A 15,199-nucleotide genomic window follows, 5' to 3' on the forward strand; every position below is an offset into this window, starting at 1 on the left:
ATGCAAACGATTAAAGATTTTCGCAAACTCATTAATAATCGCGATATTTAAGTCACGTTGAGTATTCTCAATAACTTTTGCCGCTTCGGCTACTTTAATCGAACTAGCTTTATGCGTACCTGCTTCAACGATTGACCCATAAAGTGCATCAACAAAGTCAGCAACTTCAGGCGTCGAACCTGAAGTAATTTTCATGATTTTTGTAAGAGTGTTAACCTTGTCGCCTGGGTTAATACGCTCTGGTGAATAACCAGCAAAGAAGTCTTTGTTGAATGTTAAACCAGACACTTTTTCGATGATAGGTAAGCACACTTCTTCTGTCGCTCCTGGGTAAACTGTTGACTCATAAATTACTACATCACCTTTACCAACAAACTCACCCAGCATTTCTGACGCTTTTTGTAGTGGCGTTAAATCAGGGGCATTATTGTCGTCTATTGGCGTTGGTACAGTCACAATATAAATATTGCAACCTTTTAGATCTTCAACTGTATGAGAATAAGTTAAGTGCGACGCTTCTTTTAACTCTTCTGTACTAACTTCTAGTGTTGAGTCTTTACCTGAAAGCAATTCAGTTACTCGATTTTGATTAATATCAAAGCCAAGTGTTTGATATTTTTTACCGAATTCTACTGCTAGAGGCAGGCCAACATAGCCCAAGCCGATTACGCCTATTTTTGCATTTTTTAAGTCCATATATACATCTCACTTGGCAAAATTTAAATTTGTACTTTTATAGAAAATAATTTTACTGATATTTTCTTGTTTCAAGGCAAACCAGAGAGCAGTTTGCTTTTAATAATTTAGTCATACGTTTGTCGCCATGAATGACGACCTATATTTAAAATTTCTACGCGATGTAAAATCGCTGCTACCGAATGTAATTTTAATTTTCGCCATAAATGACGACCTACATTTGGTATTTTTACGCGGTGTAAAACCGCTGCTACCGTTTACGTTTAGGTCCTGAAATGAGTTCAGGGTGACGGTAGTTGGATTCTGAAACAAGTTCAGAATGACAGCTACTTATCCGACTTATACTCATAGTTGTAGTAACCATAATAGCCGTATGCGTTGCTGGCTTTTTTAACTACGCCGTTGAATACCACACCTTTTACGTCAATCCCGTTTTGTTCAAAGCGGTTGCGCGTAAGCTCTAGCTCTTTCACATGGTTTTCACCAAAACGAGTAACCAGTAAAGTACTACCTGCGTGCGCACTTACAATCGCAGGGTCGGTTACTGCTAGAATTGGGGGCGTATCTATAATTACTAGGTCATATTTAGCGCTTACTTCATCAACTAATTTTGAGAAGTTTTCATGCATTAATAGCTCTGACGGGTTTGGTGGTATTTGGCCGCGAGTCATTACATCTAAATTTTCAACCTGGCTGTGCTTTGTGGCTTGCTCAAGATTAATTCTACCCGAAAGATAGTCACTTAGGCCGTTGTCCCACTGCATACCAAATTGCGTTTGTAAGTAACCTTTACGCATATCAGCGTCGATAATCAGCACCTTTTTGTCGCTCTGTGCAAGTACTGTTGCTAGATTTACTGAAATAAACGATTTACCAACACCTGGGCTTGGGCCTGAGATAGCAATGACATTGTTTTTTGCCTCCATCATGGCAAAGTGCAGGCTGGTACGTAAGCTACGAAGGGCTTCAATCGAAAGGTCTGCTGGGTTATCAACTGCGAGTATCGACTTGGCCTTGGCCGTTTTACCTTTACGAGCTTTTGCAAAGCCAGTGAGTTTAACCTGATATTCTGAATAAGGTACGCTTGCGTAAACAGGTAAGCCTAAAGCTTCAATCTCACTTGGGTCTTCAATACCTTTATGAATTGCTTTTTGAACCAGTACAATTGCAACCGCTAACATACCACCTAGCATAGTTGCCATAATCACGATTAAGGTTTTTTTCGGTTTAACTGGCTTTGAGATATTGACTTCTGCAAGGTCAATCACACGCACATTACCCACAGTGCCTGCACGAACAATGTCTAGCTCTTGCGTTTTTGCAAGTAAAAGCGTGTAAATTTCGTTATTTACTTCTACGTCTCGCGTTAAGCGTAACAACTCTTGCTGTGTTTCTGGTAACACTTGCACTTCGGCAGCCAAGCGGCGCTTTTGATTTTCAACGGCTTCTATTTGTTCAACTGCTGCTTGGTAGCTAGGGTGGCTTTGTTTGAATTTTCGGCCCAACTCTAACTTTTTAAGCTCGAGTTCTTGTAGTTGAGTTTCAAGCTTAACAAGCTGTCTTAGTACGCCTTCGGTTTCAAGCGTAATATCAACTGATTGCTGTTTTACTTGATAATCATTAAAGCGCTGTTCTGCGTCTTCTAGCTGCTTTTTTACTTGAGGTAATTGGTACTCTAAGAAATCTAGCGATTTTTGTGCTTCTGCACTATTGCGCTCAACGTTTCTGCGGACATATATGCTTGCCACTTTATTGAGGACAGATTCAGCATATTCAGCATTGGCATTTTGAAGGCTTAGGTTGATAATGCCTGAATCTTTACCTTTTTCGCTTGCACCAATATCTCGCTGCAAATCTAGAATTGTGTTTAAGCGATCACGCTTAGTTAAGGTAAACTCAGTGTCAGGGCGAGCAGTTAACGTTTTCAATGTTAATGAAAAAGCGCCGTTTGTCACCTCTTCACCTACTTTACCTTTTAATACGCTACTGCCATCACCGGTTAACAATTCAAATTGGTTATTAGCCAATGCGACTAGAGTGAAACCTGTACCAATGGCATTTTGTGGCACTTCGAACTTAAATATTTCAATTTTTTCACCGCCCCAAGCATAACTAGACGCACCAAAACTTGGCTCTGCTAACTCACCTTCTTGCATTGGTGTAAACTTACGAAAGGCCCTACCACCAATAACAGGGAAAAACTTTGGCTCTGTAACAATATCGAGCTTTAAACTATCTACAGCTTCACCTATGATGCTGCGAGATTTTAATAGTTCGATTTCGGTAACCGCCGCCGAGGTACTTTCAAACATACCGCCTAGCTCATCAAAACCAGGGACTGAGCCACCTTTTTCTTCAACTTGTATCATAGAAGTTGCTTGGTAAATTGGCGTGCTAAATACTGCAACCGCGACGCCAACAATCATAAATAAAGCTGTAACGGCAATGATGAACCATTTACGGTCAAGCAAAGCGCCTAACAAGGCCATTAAATCGATTTCTTGCGCTTGTTCTGTGGATTGCTTTTGTTGCGAGCCACTTAATAGGTTTGATTGAGCATTCATTGACTCTTTCATCCTTATAAATACTTCTGCCAAGCGCTGCAGGCGCTATCGATTAATTCGTAAACATGTTCAAAAGCCTCGCGGCTTTGTCTGTAAGGGTCTGGTACTTCTTTGTCGCCTAACCACTTACCAAGAAGGAAAGTTTTACCGCGCGCTTGAGGGTAACGGGTACACAAGTCTTCTAGGTGGCGCTTTTCCATCACTAAAATTACGCTGTTGTGCGTCACTAGGTTGGTACTAATTTGCTGACCTTTGTGTTCAGACATATCAACGCCATGTTGCAGCGCTAATTCTTGCGCAAAACTATCGGCAGACTTTCCTTCAAGCGCGGTTAAACCTGCAGAACTCACTTTGACATTTTTGCCCGCTAACTTGCTTTTTAAAACATATTCAGCGGTAGGACTTCGGCAGATATTACCTGCACATACCATTAAAACACTATCGAACATACTGGTTTGCCTACTACTGGTTATCTATATCTTGTAATCTGTCAACGGTTGTTAACGCTGGTAACAACAAGCTAATGACTTTGTTCCAACGTGCAAGTGGTGCACTGGTTACATAAACGATATCTTGTGGGTCTAGCTCAAACTGTTCAGCAAGTACCAAGGCTGCTACATTTTTTGCATGCAGTTGATACACATCTGCTATTACACCATCTTTTTCTAGGTCGCGCTTTCGCAGTACAAAAATACCGTTTGCATCGGCACTACGCTCATCTATACCGCCCACCTCACTCAGTGCCTCGGCTAAGTTTAAGCCGTAGCGATTTACTTCGACTGTACCTGCGCGCTTTACGTCACCTAATACATAAACATTTCTTTGGTCGTTGCGTGTTACATGTACAATATCGCCGTGCTGCATTAAACGGTTTTGAGAAATGTCGCCTTTGGAATAAAAGTCATCTAGACGAATAACTTCGGTTTCATTACCTCGGGTAAATGTCACTGTTTTCCAGTCAGCACGCTCATTTAAACCACCTGCTTGGTTTAGTGCATCTATTAAGGTTAATGGCGTTTCGGTTACAGGGTAAACACCCGGCTTTTTCACTTCACCGGTTACATAGGCTTTTTGGCTTCTAAAACCCACTACTTTAACGTCTATTTGCGGATCTTCGATAACACGACTTAAACGCTTTACTAGCTCTTCGCGTACTTCTGCGACTGTTTTACCGGCAGCTGGCACTTTAGGGGCATATGCATAGGTAATGGTGCCGTCGGCTTGAACTCGAAAACCATCAAATTCAGCGGTACGCTGTACGGCCGCAGGAATAGTTAATTCAGGATGATCCCACACACCTATGGTCAGTACATCACCCACACCAAGTTTATATTCGTAATCTGAAAGTTCTAGACCCTTGGCTCGGTTACTTGAACCTTTTTTAGGCACTAAGTTTTGAGATTGAGCTTTTTGCTGAGAGATTAGCGCGGAGTCTATGAGTTGGATATTTACTTTTTCTAATTCCCTCTCAAGGTTTTCAGTTTGCTCACCTTGTTTTAGTCCTTCAAAATGGCCGCCGGGTATAATTGTACAGCCACTCATTGCCAGAAAACATGCTGATGCAATGATAGTTTTATAGCGTTGCGCCATTCGTTCTTCCTAAAATCGTTCTTGTTAGCCTTGTCTAAAGCCTTTATATAAAGCTGAGTAATTAAACCACTTGTAGATTTTGTTAGCAAGTAATCATGATGTGAATTTTTTTATTAATAAAATAGTCGGCAGTTATGAGTCGTTCGACATTTATTGCAGTTGAATTTAAATTAGCTTGTTGCGCTAAAGCACAACCTATATCGGGTTAATTATTTCGCGATATCAAATCGCTGCTACCGGGTATTTAAAAGCTTTTGCTGGTCGTTATTCATGGAGACAAGTTCAGATTAGCTTGTTGCGCTGAAGCACAACCTGCATCGGGTTTGTTTTTACGCGGTATTAAATCACTGCTACCGGGTAGTTAAAGTTCTTGCAGGTCGTTATTCATGGAGGCAAGTTAAGATTAGCTTGTTGCGATAAAGCACAACCTGCATCGGGTTTGTTTTTACGCGGTATTAAATCACTGCTACCGGGTAGTTAAATTTCTTGCAGGTCGTTATTCATGGAGGCAAGTTAAGATTAGCTTGTTGCGCTGAAGCACAATCTGTTCTAGGTTCTTTATTATAACGCGATATGAAATCGCTTTTCAGGTTGCTTATTAATACGCTGTGTTTAGGGCTTAGGGTATTTTGGAACTCAGTTTAATTTCAGCTTCACATTTACTTGTAGATGTGCCGGAGATTAGCCGCTAATTTTTATTACAAACATAGGTTACCGTCAAAGTATGACGTCATTTACACAGGCATGTAATATGTTTTCAGCGCAGATAATTTGATAACACTCTAAAAAGGGTTTATTAAAGAAGCCTTTCAACAAAAAGTGAAAGGCTTTTTTACGTTTAACAGTCATTTAAGCAGGACTAGTTTGATTGTTTTCTAAGAATTGGAAAGTACTTTTCAGAAAAGTACATATTCAATATTAAACTTATGATAGCACTTATTAGTGTCGCGTATGCTGCACCAAAAATACCAAATTTAGATATGAGCAGTACATTCAAAATAAGATTGCCTACCCCTGTGAAGATATTAATACCTGCTAGTATGTGTGTTTTTTTGGCGATTGATAGACCTGGAAAGAATAAGTAGCCACTAGATACCAATACAGATGTAACCAATATCACTAGCACATCAGGTGCTTTAGCGTAATCTTCGGTGGTGAGTAATGATATAACTGGCGACGCTAGTAGGAAAGATGTAGCTATAAAGACAATAGCTGCGACTAAGTAGTAACTTACTAGCTTTCTAAGGCTTTTTGGCGTGTTAGGATCTTCTAAACGGCTATATATTAGTGGAGCAAGTGCACTTTGGAAACCTATAGTAAGAAGTACTACACCTGTTGACAACCTAGCAGCTAAACTATACTCACCTAAATCAGATAGACTAAGCATTTCTTTAATCATAAACCTATCTGCAAACGTTGCAAAAATCACTCCCAAACTTGAAACTACCAGAGGTGTTGAAAAACGTAACATCTCTATAAGTGTGCTAAATTCGGGTTTAACAAACCAAAATTTTCTTAATAAAAACAAGTTATAAAAAGCAACAGAAAATTGACCTATTATAATTCCTAGCAGTACCCCTGTTAACCCCATATCAAAGTAGCTCAATAATATCAAAGTGACCAGTGAGGTAATTGCTGCTGCTATTGCAGAAGACAACGTAGCTGATTTTGCATTTAGGTTTGAGCGATAAATAACAGTCGTAAAATACATGATAGAAAAAGCAAAATAGCTAATAATAGCAAGTGAAGCTATTTCAGAATCCTGTTTATTTTCAGTTAAAAACTCAGAGATCCACTCTAGATTCAAGTGACCCACAAATACTAATAGAGCATAAGTGAACACACAAAATGTCAAAGACGCACTAATATATTTACTCTTGATATTGATATCGTCTTGGGCCGCTGCAACAAAACGAATTACTGCTTGTGCAACTTCTAAGGTGATCACCACAGCGACTACCATACCTACTGTGGTAATATAATCTAAGACACCATATTCCTCTTTACTTAAATAGCTTAAGTAAATCGGCAACATCACGAATGCGATGCCTTTAGTGAATAAATTTGCAAGAGTGTAAAGTGCAGAGTCTTTGAAAAATTTCTTAATCATCTAAATCATCAATTACTTGATTTAAATACTTGGCACTAAACTCGTAAGTACAATATTTTTCCACCCATTTAGTGCCGTTATCAGCTTGATCTTTCAATTCATCCATAGAGCTATCTAAAGCTTGTTTTAAATTATTGTAAATTTGCCAATATGGCGTAACAACCCAAGCATCGTTAGCACCTTCAAATAAGGTTGGTTCTAACTCACTATCAGCCGAAGTTAATAACACTGCGTTGTTCATCATCGCTTCAACACCAAATACACCTGGCACTAACGCATAAAACTCATTCAATACAATATGTGCTTTTGCAAGCTCAGCCATAACCTGAGTATTTGGGACACCGATTAACTCAACATACTCAAAGTCATACCCTTCTTCTTGTAACTGTTTTATCGCAGCGCGCACGATTGGTGTGCCTTTGATTATTGGCGACGAAGGCGCATGTAATACCACTTTTTTATCTTGCTTATATTTTTCAGGTAAGTATTGAATCTTTGTTTCATCCGCAAAGTATAAAAAAGGGTGGCACTTACGCTCAATATAAGCCATTTGATCAGTTGATGGGTTAAAAACTGCAGAAGCATATTTATCTGCAACTTTACCTAACATTCTTCTTACATTTTCATTAAGTTCAGAATCAATACCTTTGTGCGATATAGGTTGATAAGTCGTAATCACATCCATGCTATTTTCAGATCCAAATTTATCTAGCAACTTGAAAGATCTGATGTCAGAGCCAGTAAAGTAACAAATTACATTACAACCATATTTCTTAAGCTTTTTAAATTCATATTCTCCACCATCTACTCGACGGTTTAGAAAACCTTCTGCAGATATGTAAATAAACGTTTTGTTGTTAACCAGCAAGTAGCCAAGCAAAACTGGAGAAAAGAAACGCATAAATGGCCTTAACCATTTGTACTTGCCAAAATAGTAATCATAGTCTTCATCATAATATGGATTAAACTTTAAATTGACTGACTTTGCTGATGGTAATGCAGCTGTTAGTGAATATAAAATTGATGCAATTTCTTCAGTGCCTACTATCACGCCGCTTTTATTTTTTGGAGAAAAGAAACCAAAAAATAAAATAGATAAATTTAGTAGTACTTTTTGAATTAAAAACAATCCATTAACTAGGACTAACTTCACTACTCTTTGTCCTTAATCACTTCATGTGGCAACGTGTACTTGATGTAAAAACTCCAAGGTATTAGGCCCGCTTTTGCCATTACATAGAAAAACGGCCTCATACGCTCAAAAGTCTTTTTATAGTTTTTAAAGTCTGTGTAGTATTTCTTCGGCTGTGTCATGAGCCTGTCGAATTCTTCGTCATTTAGGTTTAGACGTTTTTTATAATACTCTAATAAACCTTCTTCAATATGCGGGTCTTCTTTCATTAACTCTAATGCTTCTTCACGCGTCATGCGACCATCGCGACAGTACGCTGAATAACCCACTATTCTGAAGTCACTGTTCCAACGCTTAGGGAAGAAGTAACTGTGAAAAAACGCCGCTGTTCTATTTTCTAAATGATGCCCACCGTACCACGTCCAGCCATAGTCACGCGTCAGCATCTCTTTTGCGGCTTCTTTATCATAATCTAAGAAGTAAAGCGGTCTGATTGATTTAATTTGGTTGAACATCATCCATTTCAACTGCTTTGAAAGCCATAGATTCGGGAAGGTTTTCATTGGCACTGAGCCATACTCTTTATGAACACTTTGGATGTACTTTGCATCCATATAAATCCAGCCCATCGGTGCTGAACCTTCTGTTCTAAATGAGTGACCATCTATCTTATATTTAATGCCATACTTTTCTGCCGCCATATTCATAGTCGTAGCTAAGCCGATATCTGTTGGACATTCAATATCACGAACACCCGCCTTTAAAAACGACAAAACAATATCATCAAACTCTTTTGAGTCAACAACATGGGTATATAAATCAATACCTAGCTTATCAGTCACTGCGTGGATATTTTCAGTGGCAATCGTTGAGTTCCACGTGTTATCGAAGTGCACTGCTAAAAGGCGCAGACCATATTTTTTAGTCATCAGGTGCATTAAATAAGAGGAGTCACACCCGCCTGAAACCCCAATCAATGCGTCGTATTTCTTGCCTTTTCCTGCCGCTTTCATCTCGTCAACAAGCTTTTGCAGTTCTTTTTCGCCCTGTTCATCATTAGGAAACTGCGCTTCTAACTCTTCAATCTGACGACAGTAATTACAAATACCCTCTGCATCAAATGTTGTGTTCGGGACTGTTTCGTCATATATACAACGCTGACAAATTTGCACACTCATGTTATTTCGTTCCTAATAATTCTTTTAACTCTTTTAGCTTAGGGAATTTAATTAATACTCCCATTCCTTTCGACTGGAAAACAGCCATGCTGCCCAGTGCAACCGCTGATGCATGACCTTGCTGCACCACTGTTTTTATATCGTCTTTACTGCCCGCACCACCTAATGCAACAACTGGCACTTCTGTGTTATCTGCAAAGTATCTGATTAAGTCACAATCAAACCCTTCCCAAGTCCCCTCTTTATCAATGTTGTTGATTATTATCTCACCCACACCTATTTCTTTAAGTAAGCCAATAACATCTTCTAAGCTTTTTTTAATTCTTTGTTTTCCGTTATGAAGATATACCTGCTGTACTTTTCTAAAACGCGAACGCTTTATATCTAGTGTGGCAATAATACTTTGTGCGCCGTAAATTTTTATAGCGTCTTTTACAATCTGAGGATTATCAAATAACAGTGAACTCACCGATACTTTTTCTACCCCCATATAAAACAACTTTCTAAAATCTTCTAGCGTTTTTACTCCACCACCATAACAAATCGGCATAAAGCATTCAGAAACAATTTGTTGAATAAGCTCAAACTGAATCGGAACTTTTTTACTCGATGCTCTGATGTCGAATAACACCAATTCATCCACTTCCATTTGGTTATAAATACGGCATGAGTTAGAAGCATCACCCACATAAACCGGCGACTTAAATTTGGTGGTTTTGACCAAACCTTGCCCATCAAGTAATAGGGCGGGAATTACTCGCGTTCGTAACATTTAAATGCTCTCTGCAAAGTTCTTAAGAAGTTGCATACCAAACTTATGGCTTTTTTCAGGGTGAAACTGAAAACCCCATACATTGTCTTTATTAACCGCGCACACAAAATCATCTCCATAATGACTGCTCAGCAGTTGATATTCTTCTGGTACATCACTGGCGTGGTAAGAATGCACAAAGTAAAATCGTGTTTCGTCATCAAGCGCTTTAAGTCCGTTTAAAATAGGTGAATGCTCTTTACAAGGTTTTACTACATTCCAACCCATATGAGGAATACGTAGTCGACCAGGCCCTGTCAATAAATCTGTTGAAACACCACTAAAGTCAAACTTCTTAACATGCCCTGGCACAAAACCTAACCCTTCTTTTTCACCTTCGTCACTGGTTTTAAACAAAAGTTGCATACCCAAACATATTCCCATCAAGGGCGTTTTTCGCTCTGTAACCGCTTCGATTATTGCCGGTTTTAAACCGCTTTCATTGAGCTTTTTAACCCCATTATCCCAATGGCCAACACCTGGAAAAATTAGCTTCTCGGCCGCTAGAACCTCTTCTTTAGTACTAATAACCTGTACTTTATGACCTATATGCTTGATGATATTAACCACCGAGCCTATGTTACCCATCTGGCAATCAATTACTGAGATCATTTGCGCTCCTGATATTTCAAGCTGCTTCCAATCACTTTTGCTGGTGTACCATATACCACGGTATTATCCGGGATATGCTTCGTCACTAAACTGTTTGCACCAACAACAACATTATCACCAATTTGTATGCCTTTAACGATGATGCTATTTGGACCTATGTAACAATTATTGCCAATGGCTGTTGGGGCGAGCTCTATCTCTGCCTGCCCACCTGTTAACGAACGGCGCACCGTATCATGGGTGTAAATTTGCACCCCCGCAGAAATACTACAATGCGCGCCTATCGTTAGCCCGCCGCCACTACCATCTAATATCGTATTTGGCCCAATCCAAGTATCATTTGCAACAGACACATAACCTAGCACTAAGCTGCTGTCATAAATTGAGGTATTCTTGCCAAAACCTAATAACGCTGCTTTTTCCCAGCGATCTACAACCGTATCTCCAAATGGCAGAACTCGGTTGTATTTATGCTTAAAAAAGTGACTTCGCTCGTTAAAAAATGCTTTTAACTTATCAAGCATGACCCAATACTTCATTCAAAGCATTAACGACTTTGCTGATATCTTCATGGCTCATACCCTCATGTAAAGGTAACGCTAAACCATGTGTATAAAGTCGGGTTCCCTCGGGGTACTGCTGCTGTGAATTGTATGAATGGTCGAATAAGCCTAACGAGCTCATGCTCTGCGCACCTAAGTTAGATTCAACTTGCTTATCTCTCAGTTGGGCAATTACGTTACTTCTGGTATAGCTATCTGCTAATACTGTCATATACGTTTGCACACTATGACCTTCAACAATCGTTGGTAACGTTAATTCACCTGCTTGAACAAGTGGTGCGAGTAACTCTGTATATTGATTTGCAAGCTCACGTCGTTTAACAATCCAATTATTTAACTCAGGTAGAATGGCCCGACCAATCGCGCCCTGAAAATTGGTAAGACGGTAGTTTAGGCCTATGCACTTAAACTCAACACCATTTTCTGTACGCTGCATACCGTGGCTTCTTAATAGTGCTGCTTTTTCATACAAAGCACTATCATTGGTCACTAATGCACCACCTTCTCCTGTTGTGAGCGTTTTTCGTGGATGAAAAGAGAAACAACCAAACTCGGCTGCAGTTCCAACCATAGTACCTTGCTCACTTGCACCTAATGCACACGCCGCATCTTCAATCATGAACAAGCCATGTTGCTGGGCAATTTCTTTGTACGCATTTAAATGTGTTGGGTTACCAAACTCTAAAACCGGCATGATGGCTTTTAAAGTCTCTGGCTCCTGCCAGTCTTCAATACAGGCTTGTAACTTCTCTGGGTCTAAGTTGTATGAGGTTTTATCTACATCAACGATGATGGCCTTGGCGCCGACCGCTTCTACAATGTTTGCTGTTGCAGTAAAAGTAAAGTCAGGTACGATGACCGCGTCCCCCGGGCCTATATTTAAAGCTAGTAAAGCAAGATGAAGCGCCGCTGTGCCATTACTTACAACCAAAGCATGCTTGGCACCTAAAAACTTGGCAAGTTCTTTCTCAAATAAATTACATTCTTCACCATGAACTAATTGACCACTTCGTAGTATTTCACCTACTTTCTCAATGGCGGAGTCTGGTATTTGTGGCTGTGATAACTTAATCATCTTTTAATAAGCTCTAAAATGTTGATGTTGCAGAGTGGGGGAAATGGGAGTAAGTAACGACGCGCTACTTACTCCCTATGACACAATTATTTCTTGTTAAGAAACATATCTGGCATTTCTGGCAGATCGTCCATATTTTTTGCGATCCACTCAGCTGTATTTAATAAACCTTCTTCTAGGTCCACTTTTGCTTCGAAGTCGATTAGCTCTTTCGCTTTATCTGTCTTAGGGATACGAAGTTCGATATCAGCTGATAGCGCATCTTTAAAGACAATTTTTGACTTTGAATTTAATACGCGACAAATTGTTTCTGCTAAACCGAAAATCGTTGTTACTGCGCGCGCATTACCAATGTTGAATGACTCACCCACTGCTTTTGGCATTGATAGTGCCTTCATTAACGCATCAACCATGTCATCAACGTAACACCATGCGCGAATTTGTGCACCGTCACCAAAGATATAGATATCTTCATTCTTTAGTGCTTTACGGATCATAATTGAGATTGCACCTTCGCCGATTTGACCTGGGCCATATACGTTGAATGGACGGAAAGTCACTGTCGGTAGGCCGTGCTCTCTGTGATAGGCGTGCGTTAAGTGCTCGCCTGCTAACTTACTTACAGCGTAAGTCCAACGTGCTTCACCTACAGCACCTGTCGTTGTTGAATCAACTTCATCTACACGATATGCACGGCTACCAAATACTTCGGAAGTAGAAAACTCTAAGAAACGCTCTACTGTGCCTGCTTGATGTGCAGCTTCTAGCGCATTCGATGTACCAGTCATATTAACTGTCATTGTACGTACAGGGCTTTTTACTGTGTTATCAATACCAGCGATTGCTGCTGCATGAATAAAGATTTCTGAGCCTTTGGCCGCTTCAATTAAATGCGCTTGGTCTAGCACGTTACCTTGAACTAGTCGTAAGTTCTCATGGTTAGCGAATGACTGGCTTTTCAACGTGTTACGGTCTAGGTTATCATATGCAACGATTTCGTTATCGTTAATAAGCTTACCAATCAGTGTTGAACCGATGAAACCTGCACCACCGGTGATGAATATTTTTTTACCCTTTAATTCAATCATTTCTATATCTCTTTAAATCACTTTAATTGCTATGTTGCTTAACCTATTAAAGGTACCCATGCATCGGTAGGCTAAACACTGAACTTGCTAAACGCTCTGCCACTGGAAAATCTCCTTCCTGATAACCTAACGCTTTAAATGCGGTTTGTTGATGCATACACGTGCCGTAGTAGACCATAGTCGGAATACCTTGGGCTTTATATTTCGCCATTTCTGCATCTCGGTCTGACGCCGTCAACGTGTATTGTGCCCAAGAGCTTACATAACCTTCTGGGACAACTGGTGTTTTGTATGTATCTTCTAATTCCGCGGTATACTTACCTGCAGCTTGGTTTCTATTAACAAGCTCCTGAGGAAACGCCGCTAATTTTTCAAGCAAAATGGCAGCTTGAATGGTGTCTAGGCGAGAATTCATACCAATACGCACGTTGTCGTATTTGTCTTTACCTTTACCGTGTACACGGTATGACTTTAGTAACTCTGCATATTCATCATTATCTGTAAATAGTGCACCACCATCACCATAGCAACCTAGTGGCTTTGCTGGGAAGAAACTTGTTGTTGCAATATCACCAAAAGAACCCGCGCGTTTGCCATTAATTTCACCACCAAAGCCTTGCGCTGCATCTTCAATGATTTTTAAATCGTATTTATCTGCGATTTTTCTAAGTGCTGGATAATCCGCTGGTAGGCCAAACAAATCGACTGCAATAATTGCTTTTGGCTTGAGCTTGCCTTCTGAGATTACAGCTTCAATGCGCTTTTCTAGGTCTATTGGGCAAATGTTAAATGTATCTTCATTTGAATCAACAAATACTGGCGTTGCACCTTCAAAAGCGATGGTTTCTGCTGTGGCGAAGAACGTAAATGTCGGGCAAAAAACTGCATCACCCTCTTTAACATCTAACACCATTAAAGCTAGCGTTAATGCATCTGTACCATTGGCGCAGCTAACCGTGTGCTTAACACCTACATATTCCGATAATTGTTGCTCTAACTCTTGTACTTCAGGGCCCATGATATATTTACCATGGTCTAAAACTGCCTGAATGCGAGCATCGATTTTTTCTTTCAAGTGCTGATATTGCGCAGCTAAATCTATAAATTGCATTTAATAATTACTTCTACGAATTATTTAATTGAAACAAAGCCATTTTCTAACTGATATTGCTCGCCTGTATGTTCACAGGTTGCAATACCGTTTCCATCAAGCGGTAAATCTAGTTGCTCGCCGTATTTGCTTATCCAGCCAATTTGCTTGGCCGGTACGCCAACCATAAGTGCAAATGGTTTTACGTCTTTATTGATTACCGCTCCTGCACCAACTAGCGAATACTCACCTATTGTTACACCACATACGATAGTGCTATTTGCACCTAACGTTGCACCGCGCTTAACAAGCGTGTCGCGATACTCAGTTTTGCGCTCAATGAATGAGCGAGGGTTATACACATTGGTGAACACCATGCTCGGCCCACAGAATACGTCATCTTCTAAATGCACATTATCGTATACAGATACGTTGTTTTGTACTTTGACGTTATTGCCTATGGTCACTTTATTACCGACAAATACGTTTTGACCTAGCGAGCAACCTTCACCTATTTGCGCGCCACCACACACATGCACAAAGTGCCATACGCGTGTGTTTGCACCGATTTGCGCACCTTCATCAACAATGGCACTCTCATGTACATGGTAACTCATAAGTTATAGCACCTTAGATAGCAGCGGATGTGCTTTTTCGCCTGCTTCTACAACGTCTTGCACGCGAATATTC

14 protein-coding genes are annotated in these 15,199 nt (G+C 40.1%); all 14 read right to left on the bottom strand.

The window, feature by feature from the left end; all coding sequences use genetic code 11:
• The coding region (locus tag C1E24_RS20030; RefSeq protein WP_138484586.1) for a nucleotide sugar dehydrogenase at positions 1–696 on the bottom strand (696 nt) is incomplete at its 3' end.
• A gap of 326 nt (positions 697–1,022) precedes the next feature.
• Complete coding sequence (locus tag C1E24_RS20035) at positions 1,023–3,260, bottom strand: polysaccharide biosynthesis tyrosine autokinase (protein WP_138484588.1); 2,238 nt, start codon at positions 3,258–3,260, stop codon at positions 1,023–1,025.
• 14 nt (positions 3,261–3,274) lie between these two features.
• The gene (locus C1E24_RS20040; RefSeq protein ID WP_138484590.1) at positions 3,275–3,709 is read right to left on the bottom strand and encodes a low molecular weight protein-tyrosine-phosphatase; all 435 of its coding nucleotides are present in this window, start codon (positions 3,707–3,709) and stop codon (positions 3,275–3,277) included.
• Between the two features lie 13 nt (positions 3,710–3,722).
• Complete coding sequence (locus C1E24_RS20045; RefSeq protein ID WP_138484592.1) at positions 3,723–4,850, bottom strand: polysaccharide export protein; 1,128 nt, start codon at positions 4,848–4,850, stop codon at positions 3,723–3,725.
• 859 nt (positions 4,851–5,709) lie between these two features.
• Entirely contained in the window at positions 5,710–6,960 is a 1,251-nt protein-coding gene (locus C1E24_RS20050) for an oligosaccharide flippase family protein (RefSeq protein ID WP_138484594.1), read from the bottom strand.
• Positions 6,953–8,113 (bottom strand): hypothetical protein, encoded by a 1,161-nt coding sequence (locus C1E24_RS20055; RefSeq protein WP_138484596.1) that lies wholly within the window; start codon positions 8,111–8,113, stop codon positions 6,953–6,955. Before C1E24_RS20055 ends, C1E24_RS20050 begins: the two co-directional genes overlap by 8 nt.
• Positions 8,113–9,270, bottom strand: coding sequence for an N-acetyl sugar amidotransferase (locus tag C1E24_RS20060; protein ID WP_138484598.1), 1,158 nt, complete (start codon positions 9,268–9,270; stop codon positions 8,113–8,115). Before C1E24_RS20060 ends, C1E24_RS20055 begins: the two co-directional genes overlap by 1 nt.
• A gap of 1 nt (position 9,271) precedes the next feature.
• A complete protein-coding gene (locus tag C1E24_RS20065; RefSeq protein WP_138484600.1) occupies positions 9,272–10,042 on the bottom strand; it encodes a HisA/HisF-related TIM barrel protein in 771 nt (256 codons plus the stop codon).
• Positions 10,043–10,693, bottom strand: a complete 651-nt coding sequence (gene hisH, locus C1E24_RS20070) for an imidazole glycerol phosphate synthase subunit HisH (protein ID WP_138484602.1) — start codon at positions 10,691–10,693, stop codon at positions 10,043–10,045.
• The gene (locus tag C1E24_RS20075; protein WP_206078148.1) at positions 10,690–11,217 is read right to left on the bottom strand and encodes an acyltransferase; all 528 of its coding nucleotides are present in this window, start codon (positions 11,215–11,217) and stop codon (positions 10,690–10,692) included. The genes hisH and C1E24_RS20075 overlap by 4 nt, the downstream gene beginning before the upstream one ends.
• Positions 11,210–12,331, bottom strand: a complete 1,122-nt coding sequence (locus C1E24_RS20080) for a DegT/DnrJ/EryC1/StrS family aminotransferase (protein ID WP_138484606.1) — start codon at positions 12,329–12,331, stop codon at positions 11,210–11,212. The genes C1E24_RS20075 and C1E24_RS20080 overlap by 8 nt, the downstream gene beginning before the upstream one ends.
• An 86-nt stretch (positions 12,332–12,417) precedes the next feature.
• Complete coding sequence (locus tag C1E24_RS20085) at positions 12,418–13,419, bottom strand: NAD-dependent epimerase/dehydratase family protein (protein ID WP_138484608.1); 1,002 nt, start codon at positions 13,417–13,419, stop codon at positions 12,418–12,420.
• A gap of 46 nt (positions 13,420–13,465) precedes the next feature.
• Positions 13,466–14,530, bottom strand: a complete 1,065-nt coding sequence (locus C1E24_RS20090; RefSeq protein ID WP_138484610.1) for a DegT/DnrJ/EryC1/StrS family aminotransferase — start codon at positions 14,528–14,530, stop codon at positions 13,466–13,468.
• Positions 14,531–14,550: 20 nt separating this feature from the next.
• Positions 14,551–15,126: an acyltransferase gene (locus C1E24_RS20095; RefSeq protein ID WP_138484612.1), complete on the bottom strand. Its 576-nt coding sequence runs from the start codon at positions 15,124–15,126 to the stop codon at positions 14,551–14,553.
• Positions 15,127–15,199 lie beyond the last annotated feature (73 nt).

This window comes from Pseudoalteromonas phenolica (genome assembly GCF_005876835.1).
GTDB lineage: Bacteria > Pseudomonadota > Gammaproteobacteria > Enterobacterales > Alteromonadaceae > Pseudoalteromonas > Pseudoalteromonas phenolica_B.